This window comes from Promicromonospora sp. NPDC052451 (assembly GCF_044547525.1).
Taxonomy (GTDB): Bacteria; Actinomycetota; Actinomycetes; order Actinomycetales; family Cellulomonadaceae; genus Promicromonospora.
Map to the genome: position 1 here is coordinate 210,665 of NZ_JBIUAP010000005.1, position 19,495 is coordinate 230,159.

Sequence of the window (19,495 nt, forward strand, 5' to 3'; positions counted from 1 at the left end):
CCGCCTCACCGGCTCCGGCTCACGACCACCTTCTCGCGCCCGAGCTGGTCGGGCAGGAAGAAGAGGTCGTCGGCGTCCGCGACGTACAGCGGCAGGTCGCGCATCCTGACCGGCAGGCCGTCGGCGTCGGTGACCGTGAGCTCGACGTGGTCGGCGGCGTTCTTGGCGACGTACTTCCACGTGCCCTCGATCTCGGAGGGCAGGCTGCGGGTGTCGTCGCGCACGGCCTTGTCCAGCACGGCGTCCGGCACGCCGGTCGCCGTGAACGTGCGGTCCTCGCCGAGCGCGACGACCGTCGTGGACCCGGCCGCCGCGTAGGAGCCGACGAACTGCGGCTCCGTGTAGTCGAACTTGCCGATGTCGAGACCGCACCCGGAGAGCAGCCCCGGGAGCACGAGCGCTCCGACAAGTGCTCCCCCGCCCCGGAGGACCTGTCGCTGGTTCATTCGATACCTCAGTTGTTCCGAACCTGGTGACCGGTCGCCCAATCTAGCGGCAAAGCCGCCGGCGCTCCTGGGGAGGAGGCGATGACGAACGCCACACCGCGTGCGGAGAAGATGGACGCCCGAGGCGACGAACCACCCCCGTCCCGCACAATGACAGCATCATGAGCACCAACCGCGCTGCGGCCGGCGGCTCCGCGCTGCTCGTCGCGGTCCTCGTCTTCGCCGTGAACCTGCGCACTCCCATCACGTCCCTGCCGCCGGTCCTGGCCGACGTCGCGACCGGGCTCGGCCTGGACCAGACCCTGACCGGCCTGCTCGTCGGCATCCCGGCGCTCTGCTTCAGCGTGGTGGCGCCCGCGGCGTCGGCCCTGATCGCCCGCGTGGGGCCGTATGCGGCGGTGACCGTGGCGCTCCTGGGCGTGATCGCGGGGACCCTGGTGCGCTCGGCGGGGTCCGGCACCGCCGGCGTGGTGGCGGCGTTCGCCGGGACGGTCCTGCTGGGTGCCGCGATCACGGTGGGCAACGTGGTGGTGCCGGTCATCATCGCGCGCGACTTCCCGGCCAGGACGGCGCTGGCGACCGGCCTGTACTCGTCGGTGATGAACCTCGGGTCGGTCTTCGCGACGTCGCTGACCGCGCCGTTCGCCGCCCTGCTGGGCTGGCAGGGCGCCGTCGCCTCGTGGACGGCGGTCGCGGTGGTGGCGCTCGTGGTCTGGCTGGTCACGACCCGCGGGGCGACGGGCCGCGCGCCTGCGCGGGGCGCGGCGGGCCCGGGCCCGGTCCCGGAGCGGCCGGACGAGACGTGGGCGGGTGTGCTGCGGCGCCCGATCACCTGGGTGCTGTCCCTGGCGTTCGCCGGCCAGTCGTTCTCGTACTTCGCGGTCACGGGCTGGCTGCCCGAGCTGCTCGGCGACCTGCTGGACCTCTCGGTGACGACGGCGGGCAACGCCGCGGCGCCGTTCCAGGGGCTCGCGATCGCGGGCAGCGTGCTCGTACCGCTGGCGCTCGCCGCCCGCGTCCCGATGCGGTGGGCCGCGGTCGCGATGGGCCTCCTGTGGGTCGCGCTCCCGGTGGGCCTGCTGCTGGCGCCCGAGTGGTGGCTGGTGTGGGTGAGCCTCGCGGGGGCCGCCCAGGGCGGGAACTTCGTGGTGATCTTCACGCTCGTGGCGCAACGGTGCCGCACGGTGGCCCAGACGCGCCGGACGGTGGCGGCCGTCCAGGCGTTCGGCTACGCCGTCGCCGCCACGGCACCCGCGGTGATCGGCGCGGTGCACGCGGCGTCGGGCGGCTGGACGGCGGCGCTCCTGGTCATGCTCGGTTCGACGCTGACCCTGGCGACGGCGGAGCTCGTCGCCACGAGGCGGCCGAGGCACCCGCGACCGTAACAGGAACTTTTCCATAGTCGTTGAATCTTGGCAGGATCATTGCCTACCTTGCCGCTATGACGACATCTCTTGAGCCCACCGCAGTGCTCCCCACCCTCCGCGAGCACCTCCTGGTCGACGGCTTCGACCTCGTCCTCGACCTCACCCGGTCGCACGGCTCCACGCTCGTCGACGCGCGGGACGGTCGCGAGTGGCTCGACCTGTTCACCTTCTTCGCCTCCTCGCCGCTCGGCATGAACCACCCGGCCCTGGCCGACGACGCGGCGTTCCGCGAGGAGCTCGCCACCGCCGCGATCAACAAGCCGTCCAACTCCGACATCTACACCGTCGAGATGGCCCGGTTCGCCGACACCTTCGCGCGCGTGCTCGGCGACCCCGCGCTGCCGCACCTGTTCTTCATCGACGGCGGCGCCCTGGCGGTCGAGAACGCGCTCAAGGTCGCGTTCGACTGGAAGTCCCGCCACAACGAGGCGAACGGCCGCTCCCCCGAGCTGGGCACCCAGGTGATGCACCTGGAGCACGCGTTCCACGGCCGGTCCGGGTACACGATGTCGCTCACCAACACGGAACCGGGCAAGGTCGCCCGGTTCCCCAAGTTCGGCTGGCCGCGCATCCCCTCCCCGTACATCGCCGAGGGCCGGGACATGGACGCGGCGGAGGCGGAGGCGCTCGGCGCCGCCCGCGCGGCGTTCGAGGCGAACCCGCACGACATCGCGGCCTTCATCATGGAGCCCGTCCAGGGCGAGGGCGGCGACAACCACTTCCGCCCCTCGTTCCTCCAGGGGATGCAGGCGCTCTGCCGGGAGTTCGACGCCCTGTTCATCCTGGACGAGGTGCAGACGGGCGCCGGGATCACCGGCACCCCCTGGGCGTACCAGCAGCTCGGCGTCACGCCCGACGTCGTCGCGTTCGGCAAGAAGACGCAGGTCTGCGGCGTCATGGCCGGCGGCCGGGTGGACGAGGTGCCGGACAACGTGTTCGCCGTCTCCTCGCGCATCAACTCCACCTGGGGCGGCAACCTGACCGACATGGTGCGCTCCCGCCGCATCCTGGAGACCTACGAGGCCGAGGGCCTGGTCGACCGGGCCCGCACCATGGGCAAGCAGCTCCAGGACGCGCTCACGGAGCTGGCCGCGCGGCACGACGGCGTGACCGACGTCCGCGGCCGCGGCCTGATGTGCGCGCTGACGCTCCCGTCCCGCGAGGTCCGTGACGCGGTGCTGGCCGCGGTCACCGAGCGGAACGTCCTGCTGCTGGGCTGTGGCGAGCGGTCGGTCCGCTTCCGCCCCGCCCTGACGGTCACGGCGGAGGCCCTGGAGGCCGGCGTCCGCGCCCTGGACGAGGCCCTCGCGGCCACCCTCTGAGACTCCCCGCGCCGGCCGGCGCCGCACGTGTCGGATGCTCAGGGCACCCCGGTGGCCTGGGCGTCCGACCGCGTCACTCGTCGTCGGCGGCCACGCTGTCGGCGATGCGGACCAGCTCCGCCACCGTCGGGCCCGAGCTCCCCTCGGGAGTCCGCCCGAGGGTGGCGAGCAGCAGGTACGAACCGGCGTCGTCGGTCCACTCCACGCGCACGGGGCCGAAGCCGTTGTTGTCCACGCGGGTGACCCGGGCGTCCCGGCCCGACTCCGCCAGCTCCGCCCACTCCACCGTCACCGTGTCGCCGGACAGCTCGTCCGCGAGCTCGGTGGAGCCCGGGTAGGCCACGTACACGATGGCCGACGCCGGGTGGTAGGCCCCGGCGCGGACGTCGTCCTCGGGCCAGGCCGGACCAGGCCCGCCGTCCAGCGTCTCCGCGTTCTCGTCGCCGTCCAGCAGGTACGTGATCCAGGTACCGAGGTGGTCCTCCGCCGTCGTCCGGCCGATCCGCGCCGAGATGTCGGCGGGGCACTCGGCCACGGCGCGCCGGACGTCCTCGGGCACCCAGTGCGGCTGGCGCAGGTCCTCGGCGCAGGTGCCGGCGGTGAGCTCGGTCGCGTCGACGGGCTCGACGACCGGCTCCTCCTCCCCCGCGCCCAGCACGAGCGTGACCACCACGATGATGATCGCGCCGAGCAGCGTCACCGCCCCGCCGAGCAGCCACTCCGGGCGGATCCTGGGCTCCTCGATCGTGGTGACCACGTCAGCCCCCGCACTCGATCTCGGTCACGGCGTCGCGCGAGAGGGCGATCACCGTCTTCGAGGAGACGGGGCTCAGGGCCACGCCCTGCGGCACCCAGGAGCCCCAGTCGCAGTCGTTCTCCGCGAAGTAGGTCTCGCGGGCGCCGCCCGGCGCCCAGTAGCGCACACGGTGGTCGGGTCCCTGGCACTCGAACTCCGGGTCGCACACGGAGACCAGCAGCGCCCGCATGGTGACCCAGGTGCTCTCGTCGACGCAGCCGGTCACCGGCAGGCCGTTGTAGGCCTGGAACGCCTCGGTCGCCACCTCCGACTCCGCGTCCCACGACCCGTCCACGGGCTCGAGCCCGGTGCCCGCCCACAGCACGTTCTGGGCCGCGACCACCGCACCGCCCTCGGTCACGCCGCACTCGCCGACCGGGTCGTTGGACACCCACATCGCGCTCGAGTGCATCGCCTGCACCACGGCGGCGACCAGCAGGGCCGCGACCACGGTGCCGCCGCCCGCCTGCAGCCAGGTCCGGGTGCTGGGCATGTCCTCGGCGCTCCTTCGTCCGCTCGCCCGGAGTTCGGGCCAGCGCGAGCGTAACAATCCGCCCTTAAAAGACGGAAGCGACGCACCGGACATGGTCCCGAGCATGCGCGGGCCCGGTGGCGCGCGTCGATTTCACATGGGGCGAATCTGTCGCGGGCGAAAAGTCAGGGGCGCCTCCGAGCGCCCTCGAGGCAGGCAGGTAGTGTCGGCCGCATGCTCCGGCCCCTGATGAGCCCGCCGCGACTGCAGCCCGGCGACACCGTCGCCGTGGTCGCCCCGTCGGGTCCGGTACCGGCCGACCGGCTCGGTGCCGGCGTCGGCCACCTGCGGGCCTGGGGCCTGGACGTGCAGGTGATGCCGCACGTCCGGGACACGCACCCGGTCCACGGGTACCTGGCCGGGGACGACGCCGCACGCGCCGCGGACTTCCAGGAGGCCTGGCTCGACCCCGACGTCCGCGCCGTCCTCGCCCTGCGCGGCGGCTACGGCGCGACCCGGATGGTCGACCTGGTGGACTGGGACGCCCTGGCCGCCACCGACCCGAAGGTGCTCGTCGGGTACAGCGACTGCACGGTGCTGCACCAGGCCGTGGCGCTGCACCTGGGCGTGGTGTCGTTGCACGGCCCGATGCCGGGCACCGCGTCGTTCCTCGCGTCGGAGTCCGCCCGCGAGCACCTGCGGCAGACGCTGTTCGAGCCCGACGGCGCCCAGAAGCTGACCGGCCCCCGCGCCCGCACCCTCGTGGGCGGCACGGCACGCGGCGTCACGACCGGCGGCTGCGTCTCGCTCCTGACCACGTCGGTGGGGGTCGGCACCACGCCGCCGTCCGCGGCGGGCGGCATCGTGCTGCTGGAGGACGTCGACGAGCGGGCCTACCGCATCGACTCGTTCCTCACGCACCTGCTGCGCGCGGGCTGGTTCGACGGTGCGCTGGGCGTCGTGCTGGGCTCGTGGCAGGACTGCGAGCCGGTGGAGCCGGTGATCCTGGACCTGCTCGGCCCCCTCGGTATCCCGATCCTCGGCGAGCTCGGGTTCGGCCACGGACCGGACCCGGTCACCGTGCCGCTCGGCGTCGTGGCCGAGCTGGATGCCGACGCCGGGACCCTGACCCTCGACCAGCCGGCGCTCGGCCCGCGCTGAGGGCTACCGCGTGGCGCCGGGCTCCGTCGTCTGCCCCTCGAAGTACGTCTGGAGCACCACGGTGGTACGGGTGGAGACCTTGGCCGTGCGGCGGATCCGCCCGAGCAGCTCCTCCAGCGCGCGGGGGGAGGCCACCCGGACCGTGAGCAGGTAGTTCGCGTTGCCGGCCACGGAGTAGCAGGACTCGATCCCGGGCATGCCGCGCAGCCGCTCGGGCGCGTCGTCCTCCTGCGCCTGGTCCAGGGGCGTGATCTCCACGAACGCGGACAGCGGCAGACCGACCGCCTCCGGGTTCACCACCGCCCGGTAGCCCGTGATGACGCCGCGCGCCTCCAGCTTGCGGACCCGCACCTGCACCGCCGACAGGGACAGGCCCGAGATCTCGGACAGCACCGCGAGCGTGGTCCGGCCGTCGTTGCGCAGTGCGTCGACGAGTGCTCGGTCGATCCCGTCGAGCGGTGTCAGATCGTTGTCCGTCATCCCGCCACCTCCGCCGCTTCGAGCCAGGCCGACTCGAGCTCGTCGCGCTCGTCCGCGAGGTCGCGGAGCTCCGCGTCGAGCCGGGCGACGGCCTGGTAGTCCGTGGCCTGCTGCGCGATCGTCTCGTGCAGCTCGGCCTCCTTCTCCGCAATCTTCGCAAGCCGCCGCTCGATGCGGGAGACCTCCTTCTTGGCGGCGCGGATGTCGCGCTGCGAGACCTCCCCGCCCGCAGGGGCGCCCGACGTCGTGCCACCGCCCGGAGCCGTGCCGCCGGAGGCCGCCCCACCGGAGCCGGTCGCGGACGGGGCGGTGCCCCCGGCCCGTGCCGCGGCCCGCAGCCGCAGGTACTCCTCGACGCCTCCGGGCAGGTCACGGATCGTCCCGTCGCCGAGCAGCGCGACCTGCCGGTCGGCGACCCGCTCCAGCAGGTACCGGTCGTGCGACACCACGATCAGCGTGCCCGGCCAGCCGTCCAGCAGGTCCTCGACGGCGGCCAGGGTGTCGGTGTCGAGGTCGTTGGTGGGCTCGTCCAGCAGCAGCACGTTGGGCTCGGAGACGAGCAGCCGCAGGAGCTGCAGCCGCCGCCGCTCGCCGCCGGACAGGTCCCGCACGGGCGTGTACGCGCGCTCGCGCGTGAACCCGAGCCGCTCCGTGAGCTGCGCCGCGGTGAGCTCCTTGCCGTCCACGACGACCCGGCCCTTCTCCTGCTCGATCACCTCCACGGCCGTCAGCCGCCCCACCTCGTCCAGCTCGGTGACGTCCTGCGACAGCTCCCGCACGTGGATGGTCTTGCCGCGCTTCACGCGGCCGGAGTCCGGTTCGCGGCGCCCGGCCAGCAGCGCGAGCAGCGTCGTCTTGCCCGCACCGTTCACGCCGACGACGCCGTAGCGGTCGCCGGGCCCGAGCCGCCACGTCACGTCGTCGAACAGCACCTTGGCGTCGGGGGCGTCCGGTCCGGGCACGCGCACGCTGACCGACTCCAGGTCGAGCACGTCCTTGCCCAGGCGGCGCGTCGCCATGCGGGTCAGCTCCATCGAGTCGCGCGGCGGCGGCTCGTCGGCGATGAGCGCCGCGGCGGCGTCGAGCCGGAACTTCGGCTTGGAGGTGCGGGCGGGTGCCCCGCGGCGCAGCCACGCGAGCTCCTTGCGCAGCAGGTTGTCGCGCTTCTCGGCGGCCGCGGCGGCCTGCCGGCCGCGTTCGGCCCGCGCCAGGATGTACGCGGCGTAGCCGCCCTCGTACCCGTCCACCTCGCCCGTGCCGTCACCGCGCACCTCCCACATCCGGGAGCAGACCTCGTCGAGGAACCAGCGGTCGTGCGTCACGACCACGAGCGCACCGTTCGCACCCGGACGCCCGTACCGTTCGCGCAGGTGGGCCGCCAGCCAGGCGACACCCTCCACGTCGAGGTGGTTGGTGGGCTCGTCGAGCAGGAGCACGTCCGGGTCCTGCACGAGCAGGGCCGCGAGCGCCACCCGCCGGCGCTGCCCACCCGAGAGCTTCGCGACCGGGGCCTCCCAGGCGAGGTCCGCGAGCAGGCCCTGCTGCACCTCGCGCACCCGCGCGTCCGAGGCCCACACGTGCGTCGCCGCGTCGCCGTGCACGACGTCGAGCACCGTCGCGTCGGGGGCGAGGTCGTCGCGCTGGTCGAGCATGCCCAGGGTGGAGCCGCCCACCCGGGTGACGCGTCCGGCGTCGGGCAGGGACGTGGCCGCGAGGATCCGGAGCAGGGTCGACTTGCCTGCCCCGTTGGGTCCGACGACGCCGACGCGGTCGCCGTCGTCGAGGCCGAGGGAGACGCCCTGGAGGAGGGTGCGGGTGCCGATGGTCAGCGCTATGCCGTCTGCGCCGAGAAGATGTGCCACCAGTCAAGGGTAGTCGCGCGCTACGCTCGCCCCGGTCGACGGTGACCTGAGACCCGGCGGCCCGTGACGCGACGACACCGAGGAGTACAGACGTGGCCCAGTTCGACATGCCGCTGCCCGACCTGGAGCGGTACGCCCCCGAGCTCGACGAGCCGGGCGACTTCGACGAGTTCTGGTCGGAGACCCTCGCGGAGGCCAGGTCGTTCGGCGGCGCACCGGCGGTGGAGCGGGTCGACGCGGGCCTGACGCAGGTGCTGGTCGACGACGTGACGTTCCCCGGGTTCGGCGGACACCCCGTCAAGGCGTGGCTGACCCGGCCGGCGCACGCGGAGGGCGACCTGCCGGTGGTGGTGGAGTACCTGGGGTACGGCGGCGGGCGCGGGCTGCCGCACGAGCGCCTGGAGTGGGCCGCCGCGGGCTACGCCCATCTCGTGATGGACACGCGCGGACAGGGTTCGGGGTGGGGCGGGGGCGGTGACACGCCGGACCCGGTGGGCTCGGCCCCCGCGTCGCCGGGCTTCATGACGCGCGGCATCCTGGACCCGCACGAGCACTACTACCGCCGCGTCTTCACGGACGGCGTGCGTGCGGTCGACGCCGTGCGCACGATCCCGGGGATCGATCCCGAGCGGGTGGCCGTGAGCGGCGGGAGCCAGGGCGGCGGCATCACGATCGCGGTCGCGGGGCTGGTACCCGACCTGGTGGCGGCCATGCCGGACGTCCCGTTCCTGTGCCACTACCGCCACGCGGTGTCGATCACGGACAACTTCCCGTACGGCGAGATCACCAAGTACCTCTCCGTGCACCGGGGCCCGGAGGTGGAGGAGCGCGTGTGGCGCACGTTCTCCTACCTGGACGGCGTCTCGTTCGCCCGCCGCGCGCACGCCGCCGGCCTGTTCTCGGTGGCCCTCATGGACGCGACGTGCCCGCCGTCGACGGTGTACGCGGCGTTCAACGGCTGGGGTGCCCGGCAGGCGGAGGTGGACCGGGAGATCGACGTCTACCCCTACAACGACCACGAGGGCGGCGGCGACTACCGGTTCCCCCGCAAGCTGGAGTGGCTGGGCAAGCGGGTCTGACGCGCACCGGGGCGGAACCGAGACCTGGCTGTCACACCCTGGCGGTAGGCTCCCAGCGCACGACCGTCCCCGGAGGTGTTCCCGTGCCCGAGTACGACCTGCCGCCCGTCACGGTGGCGCCGGCAGCCCCGCCTGCCACCGACGAGCCCGAGGGCTTCGACCTGTTCTGGTCCCGGACGCTCGCCGTGCACCGCGACATCGAGGTCGCGCCGGTGCTCGCGCCCGCGTCCACCCGGTCCCGGGGTCTCGTGGCGGAGTCGGTGACCTTCGCCGGCTTCGAGGGCCGCCCCGTGGCGGGCCGGCTCCTCACCCCGGCCGACGCCGGGGCTCCGCGGCCGGGTGTCGTGGAGCTGCGGCCGGCCGGGTCGGGCGCGGGGCGGGACGGCGAGTGGCCGGCGTCGGGCGGGTTCGTGCACCTCGTCGTCGAGCTGCCGGGCGACGACCTCGACGACCCGTACAACCGGGCCGTGTTCACCGATGCGGTCCGAGCCGTCCAGGCGCTGCGGACCGTCACCAGCGTGGACCCGTCACGGGTGGCCGTGCTCGGCACCGGGCCGGTGGCCGCGGCGGCGGTGGCGGCGGCCGGGCTCCTGCCGGACCTCGCCTGTGCCCTGGTGGAGGGCGACATCCCCGCGGCACACAAGGACTCCCTGGTCGCCTTCGCGCGCCGGGCCAGCACTCCGCTGCAGCTCACGCAGGGCGCCGGCGCCCAGGTGCTGCTGGAGGAGTGGGGCTTCAACGCGGCGCTGGCGCTGGCCGCGATGACGGGCACCGTCAAGCGCGTGGTCGAGTGCGTCCTGACCACGGAGGAGGACGTGCCGGCCCGCCGCGCCCGATGGATCACGGCGCACACGGACCTGACGAACGTCTTCGTGCCCCAGGTCGCCTACTGACGGTCGCCTGCCGGGGATCGTCTACTGACGCGCGACCGACGTCACGACCTGCGTGCCCGGGGCGGGCCCCGTGGCGCACCAGATCGAGTCGACGACGTCGGCCGCCGTCCACGCGGCGCCCAGTGCGAGGGCGTGCTGCCGTGACCGGCCGAGTGCGGCCACGGTGGGGCCGGACCCAGAGACCACCACACCCAGTGCGCCGGCCTCGGTGGCCACCTCGAGCACCTCGGCCAGCTCCGGGCGCAGGTCGAGCGCCGGGGCCTCCAGGTCGTTGTGCAGGGCCTTGCCCAGCGCCACGGGGTCGCCGGCGCGCAGCGCGTGCATGATGTCGGTGTCGTCCTCGGGTGTGACCACGCCCGTCGACGGGCCGGCCAGCTCGTCGAACCGGCGGAACACGCTGGGTGTCGACAGCCCCGTCCGCTGCGTGCCGAAGCACCAGTGGAACTCGCCGCGCGTCATCGCCGGGGTCAGCAGGTCCCCGCGCCCCGTGCCGACGGCGGTGTGCCCGAGCAGCGAGAACGGCACGTCCGCCCCGAGCTCCGCGGCCATCTCGACGAGCTCCGTGCGCGGCACGCCGGCGTCCCAGAGCGCGTCGCAGGCCACGAGCGCCGCGGCGGCGTCCGCGGACCCGCCGGCCATGCCGCCCGCCACGGGCACGCCCTTGGTGAGGTGCAGCGCGACGTCGGCCGCCAGGCCGGTCCGGTCGGCCAGCAGGGCGGCGGCACGCCAGGCGAGGTTGGTCTCGTCGGTCGGGACGGCCTCGGACTGCGGGCCGGAGACCGTCAGCGAGATGCCCGCACCGGGCGGGACCTGGGTGGCCGTGACCTCCTCGTACAGGGACACGGCCTGGAAGACGGTGGCCAGCGGGTGGTAGCCGTCCTCGCCGACCGGCCCCACGCGCAGCGCGAGGTTGACCTTCCCGGGCGCGCGCACGCGGACCGAGGGCGGCGGGGCCGCGCTGAGCCGGGCGCTCACCGCGCCTCCTCCACGTCGCCGGCACCGGACGTCCGGGGTGCCCGCAGCACCGCCCCCTCCGGCAGGTGCTCCGCGACCCCGGCGAACTGCTCGACCGTGAGGGTCTCACCGCGCGCCCCCGGGTCCACGCCCGCGGCGCGCAGCGCCGCCTCGGCCGCCGCGCCCGAGCCGAACAGCCCGGACAGCGCGGCGCGCAGCGTCTTGCGGCGCTGCGCGAACGCGGCGTCGACGACGGCGAAGACCTCCTCGCGCGACGCGGTGGTCGACGGCGGCTCCCGGCGTTCCAGCCGGACGAGGGCGGAGTCGACGTTGGGCGCGGGCCAGAAGACGCTGCGCCCGATCGTCCCGGCGCGGCGGGCCGACGCGTACCAGGCGGCCTTGACGGACGGCACGCCGTAGATCTTGCTGCCGGGCACGGCGGCGATGCGGTCGGCCACCTCGGCCTGGACCATCACGAGCACGCGCTCCAGCGAGCCGAACCGCTGGAGCATGGTCAGCAGCACCGGAACGGCCACGTTGTACGGGAGGTTCGCCACGAGCGCCGTCGGCGGCGCTCCGGGCAGGGTGGTGACGTCCATCGCGTCGGAGAGCACCACCTCGAAGTCGGCGTCCGGGAACCGCGCCGTGACGGTCGCGGTGATCTGACCCGCGAGCACCGGGTCGATCTCGACGGCCACCACGGAGGCTCCGGCCTCCACCAGGCCGAGGGTCAGCGACCCCAGGCCCGGGCCCACCTCCACCACGCGCTCGCCCGGCCGCAGCTCGGCGGTACGCACGATCTTGCGGACGGTGCCGCCGTCGTGCAGGAAGTTCTGGCCCAGGGTCTTGGTGGGCCGGACGCCCAAGCGCCCTGCCAGGTCGCGGATCTCCGCGGGACCGAGCAGGGCGCCTGAGGTTTCGTTCATGCAGGGGAGCCTAACCGAAGGGGATCAGTACCAGCCCACCGACTCCGAGTGGCCCCACGCACCGCACGGCGTGCCGTAGCGGTCCGCGATGTAGCCCAGGCCCCACTCGATCTGCGTGGCCGGGTTGGTGGCCCAGTCGGAGCCCGCCGTGCCCATCTTGGAGCCGGGCAGCGCCTGCGGGATGCCGTAGGCACCCGAGGACGGGTTGGCCGCCTGGTAGTTCCAGCCGGACTCGCGCTCCCAGAGGAGGTCGAGGCAGGTCCACTCCGAGCCGGTCCAGCCGCGGGCGGCGGCCATCTGCTGACCGATCTCCTTGACCGAGCCCGCCGGCACCGGGGTGCTGGACGTGCTGGACTCCGTCGTGGCGCTCGTGGTGGCCGGCTCGACGGCCTCCTCCTCGACGACGACGGGGCGCTCCTTGGTGCCCTCGACGACGACCCGGTCGACCGGCTTCCGGGTCACCTCGTCGGAGATCTCCTTGCGCTGGACCACCTCGCCGTCGACGGTGCGGAGCTGGACGACCCGGGTGCGCACACCCTTCTCGCCCGCCGTCCGCACCACGTCGTCCAGGTCCTCGTAGCGGTCGCCGTCCTGGACGGTCTTCGTGTCGAAGTCGAGGTCGAACTTCTGGGTGACCCGCTTGGTCTCGACACGCTGCACCTGGATGGCGACGTCGGCGCCGGCGTCGTCGGCGGACCGTGCCGCCTTGGCGTCGATGGTCTTGTCCTTCTCGAGCGCGGCGACCGGCGCGATGTTCACCAGGTCGTCCTTGTCGAGCTCGATCTTGAGGCCACCGAGCACGCTGTCGACGCTCTGCGAGTGGTCCTCGACCACCTGGGTCCGGCCGTCCGCCACGACCGCGACGGGGCCGTCGTCGTTCAGGCGGAGCGGGAGCGAGGCACGGTCGCCCGAACGGGACGCCACGAGCGCGACGTCGCCGCCACGCTCGGCCAGGGTGGTCAGGGCCTCGCCCGCGTCGGTCACGGTGACCCAGACGTCGCGCTGGTCCTTGCCGTCGGTCATGGTGACCTGGCGGGCGTAGCGGACCACGATCTGGTCGCCGTCGGACAGCTCGGCGCCGGTGCCCGGGGCCACGACGTCGCGCTCACCCAGGCGGATGCCCTGTGAGTCGAGCATGCCCTGGACGGAGCCGGAGTAGGTGGTGATGGTCTTGGTGGTGCCGTCGACGTCCAGCGTGACGGTCTTGCGCGCCTCTGCGAAGGCGACGGATCCGGAGGCGGCGACCGCGACGGCTGCGAGACCGGCCACGAGGGGCCAGCGACGGCGACGCTTGGCGGTAGTGGCCTGGGGTGCTACGGCCTCGGACTCTGAGTTGGTGCTGGGGATGGAGCCAGAACTCTGCTGCTCAAAACGGGGGTTCACTCGTGTCCAGTCGTCGGACGTCCCGGGCACGGGCGGCGAGACGGGCGCCCGCACGCGCGGAGCCCTACCACGAACCGGCCTGGGGGCCGGGCGGCTCTCGCGAGCCGTCGCGGTCTCGACCGGCCGATCCGGCGGTCGCACACTCGCCGCGAAGGGTCCGCGACCAGTGCCGTCCTGCTGCCACAGAGGTGCCGTGGGTTACACCACGACGCACCCCCACGCCAGCGAGGACAACCGAACGTAACTGATTTGTTATCGCTCGGCCAAATATCTGAGTGGATTGACAGTGTGGTCTCGGTCACTCGTCCAGGACGAGCGTCCAAGTTCTGGGTGGGTCAGGACAGGCCCAGGGCAGCGGAGCACGCCGGCCATTGCCCCCATCCGGACTGCCGCTGGAGCGCCTGGGCACGCATGGTCTGCTCGGCCGCCGATGCGTCCGACGGCAGGCCCGAGCCGCCCATCGCCTCCCAGGTACCCTGCGAGAACTGGTAGAGCCCGTAGTACCCGTTGCCCGTGTTCGTGGTGGGATCACCACCCGACTCGCACGCGGCCAGGCTGGTCCAGACGTCCCCCACGGGTGCCGAGAGCGTCTGGGCCCGTGTCTCCTGCGCCGGTTCGTCCACGGGGGCCGTGGCGTCCGGCTCGGGTCTGTCCTCCTCCTTCGGCTCGTCGTCGCCCTTCGGCGAGTCCTTGCCCTTCGGCCCGTCCTCACCCTTCGGCGAGTCCTTGCCGGAGTCCTTGCTCGAGTCCTTGCTCGCGTCCTTGCCGGCTTCCTTGCCCTTGTCCTTGTCCTTCTTCTCCGGCTCCGGCGCGGGACGCGCCTTGGTGCCGTACATGATCACCTTGTCCACGGGAGGCCGGGACACCCACGTGGACAGCTTCTCCCGGCTGGTGACCTTGCCGTCGACGCGGGTGATGTCCCACGAGGTGACTCGTTCGCCCACCGCACCCGAGCGCGCGAGGTACGGGCCCAGGTCCTCGTAGTGGCCGGGGTCCGTCGCCGTCACCGTCTCGAACGGGATCTCGCTGACGGTCTCCTCGATGGACGTCTGGACCTGCTGCACGACCACCGTCAGCGCGGGCTCCTCCGAGCCCTCCGCGGGCCTGCGCTCGACGACGATCCGGTCGTCGCCGTCCACCCGCACGTCGTGCGCGGCGAGCAGCGCGTCGAGCATCACGGCGCCGTCGGCCACCTGCTGCTCCTTGCCGCCGGCCACCAGGGTGACCGGGCCGTCCACGTGCAGCCGCATGGGGAGCGTGGCGCTCCCGCCGGCCACCGCGGGCAGGAGCACCACGTCGCCCTCGCGCGCGGAGAGGGTGTCGAGGGCCTGGTCGGCGTCGAGCGCGGCCACCCAGGCGGTGCGGCGTTCGCCGTCCGCCCGGAGGGTGAGCCGGTGCGCGGTCCGCACCACGACGGTGCTGCCGTCGCTCAGCGCGGCGCCGATGCCGGGCGCCACCTCGTCCCGGCGGGAGACCTCGACGCCCTCGTCGGTCAGGAGGTCGGCCACGTCGCCCTGGAAGGTCTCGACGGTGGTCACGTCGCCGTCCACGTCGAGCGTGACGGTCTTGTGGGCCTCGCCGTAGGCGACCGCGCCACCCGCGCCGGCCAGCACGACGGCCGCGGCCGTCACCATCGCCGCCTTGCGCTTCCGCCGGGGCGGCTCGGGCGGCGGCGGGGGCGGAGGCGGCACGGGAAGGACGCCGAGGCTGCCGGGCGGACCGTCGCCCGCCGGCACGACCGGCACGGGCCCGGAGGGATGGCCGGGCGGCATGCCCGCCATGACCTCCGAGACGCCGGTCTCGGCGCCGGCCACGGTGTCGGGCACGGTGAACATCGCCGCGGGGAAGACCTCGTACGAGCGGGGCGGAGGCCGGAAGATCTCGGCCAGCTCGAGGTCGCCGTCGGCGTCAGGATCGATGCGAGAGTCGCTGGGGCTGCCCTGGGGAGATACCACGCGAGTCCAGTCCTCGGACGGTCCGGGCACGAGGGCCGGGACGGTGCGACGCGCACGCGCCTCCCGTGCTGGGACACGGTCCGGCCCGCCGATCCGGCGGTCGAGGTGACCGTAACCCTGCTGTTATCCATTGCAAGCCATATGGCGGATAGACACGCGCGAATGGCCCGGAAGGTCCTTTAATCTCCCAAATATTTCGGGGTGAAGAACGCCCTCAGTACCAACCGATCTCCACCGAATGGGCCCAGGCGGCGCACGGCGTGCCGTACCGGCCCGAGATGTAGCCCAGGCCCCACTCGATCTGCGTGGCAGGGTTCGTCAGCCAGTCGCTGCCGACGGTCGCCATCTTGGAGCCCGGGTTGGCCTGCGCGATCCCGTAGGCCTCGCTGCTCGGGTTGTCCGCGTTCCAGCGCCAGCCGCTCTCCTTCTGCCAGAGCTGGTCCAGGCAGGCGAACTCGTCCGCACCCCACCCGCGCTCGGCCGCCATCGCCTGGCCCAGCGCCCGGGCCGAGCCCGGGTCCACCGGCGCGGTGGCCACGTCCATGGTGCCTACGGCGATCACCTCGTCGACGGGCTTGCGCACGACCTTCCGCTCCACCACCGTGCGCTCGACGACGGCGCCGCCCACGGTCTTCACCGCGTACGTCACCTCGGCCTCGCCGGGCACGCCCGCCGTGCGGATCGACTCGTAACCCTCGGGCAGGCTCGGGTCCTCGACCGTCTCGGTCTTGAACGGCAGCACCTCGGTCACCGTGCTCGACGACGACGCGTCGCGGCTCACCATCACGACCATGCCGTCCACCGCCGCAGCGTCGAGCGGCACGGAGGTGACGTCGCCGTCCGCCAGCGCGATGCCCGCCTCCTGGAACAGGCCGCGCACCGTCGACTGGGTGGTGTGGAACTCCAGCACGGAGCCGTCCACGGCGATGTTGAGCTTCTTGACGGTGGAGAAGCGCACCGGGTCGCGGTCGAGCCGGGCGGTGCGGGAGGCCGTGGCGAGCGCGCCGTCGCCGCGCGGGCCCAGGGCGGCGAGCAGCTCGCCGACCGTCCCCGCGGTGGTGCGCAGCGTGATGGTCTGGCCGTCGAGCTCCACGGTGATCTCGCGGCTGGTGCGGACCACGACGGTGTTCCCCGGGCCGACGGCGGCGTCCGCGGCGGGCTGCACCACGTCGTCGGCGGTCAGGTCGATGTGCTGCGAGGCGAGCGCCTCACCGACCGTGTCGCCGTAGACGCCCACGGTGCGGACCACGCCGTTGTAGTCGATCGTCAGGGTGCCCGCGTTGGCGGCGTAGACGCCGCTCACGGCGACCAGCGTGCCGACGACGGCGCCACGGACCACCCATCGGGCCGGCCTGCTCGCGAGCCAGGGCCGTGCGTACCTCACCACGAGCACCAGACCGTAACGGAATGGACTGCACGCGAGAAGACATACGAGGAAGAAATGAAATGCCGCATTTCTACACTCAAGGCGTCCTTCTCGCCACGGTCACCACGTGCCGTAGACGCGTTCGGAGTTGGCCGCGACGTCGGCACACAGGGCCGCGAGGTCCGTGCCCAGGTGAACGGCCATGGCGCGCATCGTGTGGGCCGCGGCGAAGGGAGCGTTCGGCCGGCCCCGGAACGGGTGCGGCGTGAGGTACGGGGCGTCGGTCTCCAGCAGCAGCAGCTCGCGCGGCGCCACGGTCAGCGCCGCGCGCAGGTGGTCGTTGGCCTTGAACGTGACCGGCCCGGCGAACGACAGGTACCAGCCGTGCTCCGCGCAGACGCGAGCCATCTCGGCGTCGCCGCTGTAGCAGTGGAAGACAGTGCGCTCGGGGGCGCCGTCGGCCAGCAGGACCTCGATGACCTGGGCGTGGGCGTCCCGGTCGTGGATCTGCAGGGCCAGGCCCAGCTCCTTGGCCAGGGCGATGTGCGCGCGGAACGCGTCCCGCTGCGCCTGCTCGCCGCGTGGTCCGGTACGGAACAGGTCCATGCCCGTCTCACCGATCGCCCGGACCCGGTCGTTGCCCTTCGCGAGCCCCGCGATCTCGGCGATCGCGTCGTCCAGGCCGACCGCGTGGTGCTCCTGCCGCTCGGGCGCGAGCCCGTCCGGCCCGACCTCGTCGATCCCGGCGTGCAGCGTCGCCTCGTTCGGGTGGATGGCCACGGCCCCCACCACCCCGCTGAGTGCTGGGTGTTCGCCCTTTTCTGTGTACCAGGAGGGCGAAAGTCCAGCACTCAACACGGAGGGCCGGGTCAGGAGGTCTACCGTCCAGCGGGCCGACGGGAGGTCGCAGCCCACCTGGACCACCCGGTCCACGCCCGCAGCGGCCGCCCGGGCGAGGTGGTCGGCCACCGACGGCGGCCAGGCCTGGCCGGCCGGCTCGCCGTCGGGCGCCTCGTCCGGGAGCACCGCGGCGATGTGGTCGAGGTGGGTGTGGTTGTCCACGACCGGGACGGGCAGCGGCTCCGGGTCGGCCGGGAAACCGCGCTCGCGCGTGCGCTTCGCCATCGCCTGGGTCAGTCCACCGGCCCGGCGCCGAACCGCTCCCGATACCCCTCCAGGTCCTCGTCGCTGATCTTGGCGAACAGCACCGGCGGCACCGTGAAGGCCGTCCCGGCGGGCACGGCGTCGAGCGCCGTCGCCTCCTCGGGCGTGACCCAGGTGGCCGCGTCGTCGAGCGCGAAGACGCCGCGCAGCGTGGCCGCGCTCTGCGGGATGAACGGCTCGGAGACCACGGCGTACAGGCGGATGAGGTTCATCGCGGTGCGCAGGGTGACGGCAGCGGCGGCCTCGTCGGACTTGACCTGCTTCCAGGGCTCCTTCTCGACCAGGTACGCGTTGCCCGCCGCCCACAGGGCGCGCAGCGCGTTCGCGGCCTTGCGGTACTGCAGGGCCTCCATGTGCTCCTCGAGCTCCGCCAGCAGGCGGGAGACCTCGGTCCCGAGCTTCGCCTCCGCGTCGCCGGGCTCGCCGCCCGCGGGCACGGTCTCGCCGAACCGCTTGGCCGAGAACGTCAGCACCCGGTTGACGAAGTTGCCGAGCGTGTCCGCCAGGTCCTTGTTGACCGTGCCGGCGAACTGCTCCCAGGTGAAGGACGAGTCGTCCGACTCCGGGGCGTTCGCGATGAGGTAGTAGCGCCAGTAGTCGGCCGGCAGGATCTCCAGGGCCGCGTCCGTGAACACACCGCGCTGCTGCGACGTCGAGAACTTGCCGCCGTAGTAGTTGAGCCAGCTGAAGCCCTTGACGAAGTCGACCATCTTCCACGGCTCGCGGACGCCGAGCTGCGTCGCGGGGAACATCACCGTGTGGAACGGGACGTTGTCCTTGGCCATGAACTGCGTGTAGCGCACGTCTGCGGCCTCGTACCACCAGGACTTCCAGTCCCGGGTCTCACCGTCGGCCGCCGCGTCCGCCCACTCCTTGGTGGCGCCGATGTACTCGATCGGGGCGTCGAACCAGACGTAGAAGACCTTGCCCTCGGCGGCGAGCTCCGGCCAGGTGTCGGCCGGGACGGGGACGCCCCACTCCAGGTCGCGCGTGATCGCGCGGTCGTGCAGCCCCTCGGCGAGCCACTTGCGTGCGATCGACGTCGACAGCAGCGGCCACTCCTTGCTGTTCTCGTCGATCCACGCCTCGACCTCGCCCTGCAGCTTCGACTGGAGCAGGAACAGGTGCTTGGTCTCCCGCACCTCGAGGTCGGTGGAACCGCTGATCGCCGAGCGCGGGTCGATCAGGTCGGTCGGGTCCAGCACGCGCGTGCAGTTCTCGCACTGGTCGCCGCGCGCCTTGTCGTAGCCGCAGTGCGGGCAGGTGCCCTCGACGTAACGGTCGGGCAGGAAGCGCCCGTCGACCGGCGAGTAGACCTGCCGGATGGCGCGCTCCTCGATGAACCCGTTCTCGTGCAGGCGCCGCGCGAAGTGCTGCGTGATCTCGGCGTTCTGCGGCGAGGAGCTGCGGCCGAAGTAGTCGAACGTCAGCCCGAACCCGTCGTAGATCGACTTCTGGGTCTCGTGCGCCGCGGCGCAGAACTCGGCGACGGGCTGCCCCGCCTTGGCCGCGGCGAGCTCCGCGGGCGTGCCGTGCTCGTCGGTGGCGCAGATGTACAGCACGTCGTGACCGCGCTGGCGCAGGTAGCGGGCGTACACGTCGGCCGGGAGCATCGACCCGACCATGTTCCCCAGGTGCTTGATGCCGTTGATGTACGGAAGCGCACTGGTGACAAGGTGGCGAGCCATCGCTGGATGCTCCAATTCTGCGGGAAGAGACTGTCGTCCAATCCTAGGGCCACGCGCCCAGCGCAATACGCCGGTGGCTGTGGTGGGGCCGCTCGGCCCGCAGCCGGCGTGGCAGAGTGGG

The 19,495-nt window shown here is 73.0% G+C and carries 17 protein-coding genes and 1 pseudogene; 5 read left to right on the forward strand and 13 right to left on the reverse strand.

What is annotated here, in order from left to right; all coding sequences use genetic code 11:
• Positions 1–5 precede the first annotated feature (5 nt).
• On the reverse strand, positions 6–446 hold the full coding sequence (locus ACIG47_RS10810; RefSeq protein WP_397409346.1) for a hypothetical protein: 441 nt from the start codon (positions 444–446) through the stop codon (positions 6–8).
• A gap of 161 nt (positions 447–607) precedes the next feature.
• Between ACIG47_RS10810 and ACIG47_RS10815 the strand changes: the two genes are divergently transcribed.
• Positions 608–1,831, forward strand: coding sequence for a CynX/NimT family MFS transporter (locus tag ACIG47_RS10815; RefSeq protein ID WP_397430799.1), 1,224 nt, complete (start codon positions 608–610; stop codon positions 1,829–1,831).
• A 56-nt stretch (positions 1,832–1,887) separates the two neighbouring features.
• A complete protein-coding gene (gene lat / locus ACIG47_RS10820) occupies positions 1,888–3,195 on the forward strand; it encodes an L-lysine 6-transaminase (protein WP_397430801.1) in 1,308 nt (435 codons plus the stop codon).
• A gap of 73 nt (positions 3,196–3,268) precedes the next feature.
• Here lat and ACIG47_RS10825 read toward each other — a convergent pair whose 3' ends face one another.
• Positions 3,269–3,952 (reverse strand): hypothetical protein, encoded by a 684-nt coding sequence (locus ACIG47_RS10825; protein WP_397430802.1) that lies wholly within the window; start codon positions 3,950–3,952, stop codon positions 3,269–3,271.
• 1 nt (position 3,953) lies between these two features.
• Positions 3,954–4,484 carry a peptidoglycan-binding protein gene (locus ACIG47_RS10830; protein ID WP_397430803.1) on the reverse strand — a complete coding sequence of 177 codons (531 nt, stop codon included), beginning with the start codon at positions 4,482–4,484 and terminating at the stop codon, positions 3,954–3,956.
• 213 nt (positions 4,485–4,697) lie between these two features.
• Between ACIG47_RS10830 and ACIG47_RS10835 the strand changes: the two genes are divergently transcribed.
• Positions 4,698–5,624 (forward strand): LD-carboxypeptidase, encoded by a 927-nt coding sequence (locus ACIG47_RS10835; protein WP_397430804.1) that lies wholly within the window; start codon positions 4,698–4,700, stop codon positions 5,622–5,624.
• Positions 5,625–5,627: 3 nt separating this feature from the next.
• Here ACIG47_RS10835 and ACIG47_RS10840 read toward each other — a convergent pair whose 3' ends face one another.
• The 3 genes and pseudogenes from ACIG47_RS10840 to ACIG47_RS10850 all read right to left on the reverse strand — a co-directional run.
• Entirely contained in the window at positions 5,628–6,104 is a 477-nt protein-coding gene (locus ACIG47_RS10840) for an Lrp/AsnC family transcriptional regulator (protein ID WP_397409334.1), read from the reverse strand.
• Positions 6,101–7,384 carry an ATP-binding cassette domain-containing protein gene (locus ACIG47_RS10845; RefSeq protein WP_397430973.1) on the reverse strand — a complete coding sequence of 428 codons (1,284 nt, stop codon included), beginning with the start codon at positions 7,382–7,384 and terminating at the stop codon, positions 6,101–6,103. The genes ACIG47_RS10840 and ACIG47_RS10845 overlap by 4 nt, the downstream gene beginning before the upstream one ends.
• Before the next feature lie 113 nt (positions 7,385–7,497).
• A pseudogene (locus tag ACIG47_RS10850) lies at positions 7,498–7,966 on the reverse strand (ATP-binding cassette domain-containing protein); the annotation flags it as partial.
• Between the two features lie 92 nt (positions 7,967–8,058).
• Between ACIG47_RS10850 and ACIG47_RS10855 the strand changes: the two are divergent.
• The gene (locus ACIG47_RS10855) at positions 8,059–9,045 is read left to right on the forward strand and encodes an acetylxylan esterase (RefSeq protein WP_397430805.1); all 987 of its coding nucleotides are present in this window, start codon (positions 8,059–8,061) and stop codon (positions 9,043–9,045) included.
• An 83-nt stretch (positions 9,046–9,128) separates the two neighbouring features.
• Positions 9,129–9,938, forward strand: coding sequence for an acetylxylan esterase (locus ACIG47_RS10860; RefSeq protein ID WP_397430806.1), 810 nt, complete (start codon positions 9,129–9,131; stop codon positions 9,936–9,938).
• Between the two features lie 21 nt (positions 9,939–9,959).
• Here ACIG47_RS10860 and ACIG47_RS10865 read toward each other — a convergent pair whose 3' ends face one another.
• From ACIG47_RS10865 to metG, 7 genes are all read right to left on the reverse strand, one after another.
• Positions 9,960–10,913 (reverse strand): 4-(cytidine 5'-diphospho)-2-C-methyl-D-erythritol kinase, encoded by a 954-nt coding sequence (locus ACIG47_RS10865; protein WP_397409328.1) that lies wholly within the window; start codon positions 10,911–10,913, stop codon positions 9,960–9,962.
• On the reverse strand, positions 10,910–11,818 hold the full coding sequence (rsmA, locus tag ACIG47_RS10870; protein ID WP_397430808.1) for a 16S rRNA (adenine(1518)-N(6)/adenine(1519)-N(6))-dimethyltransferase RsmA: 909 nt from the start codon (positions 11,816–11,818) through the stop codon (positions 10,910–10,912). The genes ACIG47_RS10865 and rsmA overlap by 4 nt, the downstream gene beginning before the upstream one ends.
• A 24-nt stretch (positions 11,819–11,842) precedes the next feature.
• The gene (locus ACIG47_RS10875; RefSeq protein WP_397409324.1) at positions 11,843–13,087 is read right to left on the reverse strand and encodes a ubiquitin-like domain-containing protein; all 1,245 of its coding nucleotides are present in this window, start codon (positions 13,085–13,087) and stop codon (positions 11,843–11,845) included.
• Between the two features lie 449 nt (positions 13,088–13,536).
• Entirely contained in the window at positions 13,537–15,156 is a 1,620-nt protein-coding gene (locus ACIG47_RS10880) for a transglycosylase family protein (RefSeq protein ID WP_397430809.1), read from the reverse strand.
• A 214-nt stretch (positions 15,157–15,370) separates the two neighbouring features.
• Complete coding sequence (locus ACIG47_RS10885; protein WP_397409320.1) at positions 15,371–16,543, reverse strand: ubiquitin-like domain-containing protein; 1,173 nt, start codon at positions 16,541–16,543, stop codon at positions 15,371–15,373.
• 99 nt (positions 16,544–16,642) lie between these two features.
• On the reverse strand, positions 16,643–17,647 hold the full coding sequence (locus tag ACIG47_RS10890; RefSeq protein ID WP_397430810.1) for a TatD family hydrolase: 1,005 nt from the start codon (positions 17,645–17,647) through the stop codon (positions 16,643–16,645).
• Positions 17,648–17,655: 8 nt separating this feature from the next.
• On the reverse strand, positions 17,656–19,374 hold the full coding sequence (gene metG / locus ACIG47_RS10895; RefSeq protein ID WP_397430811.1) for a methionine--tRNA ligase: 1,719 nt from the start codon (positions 19,372–19,374) through the stop codon (positions 17,656–17,658).
• Positions 19,375–19,495 lie beyond the last annotated feature (121 nt).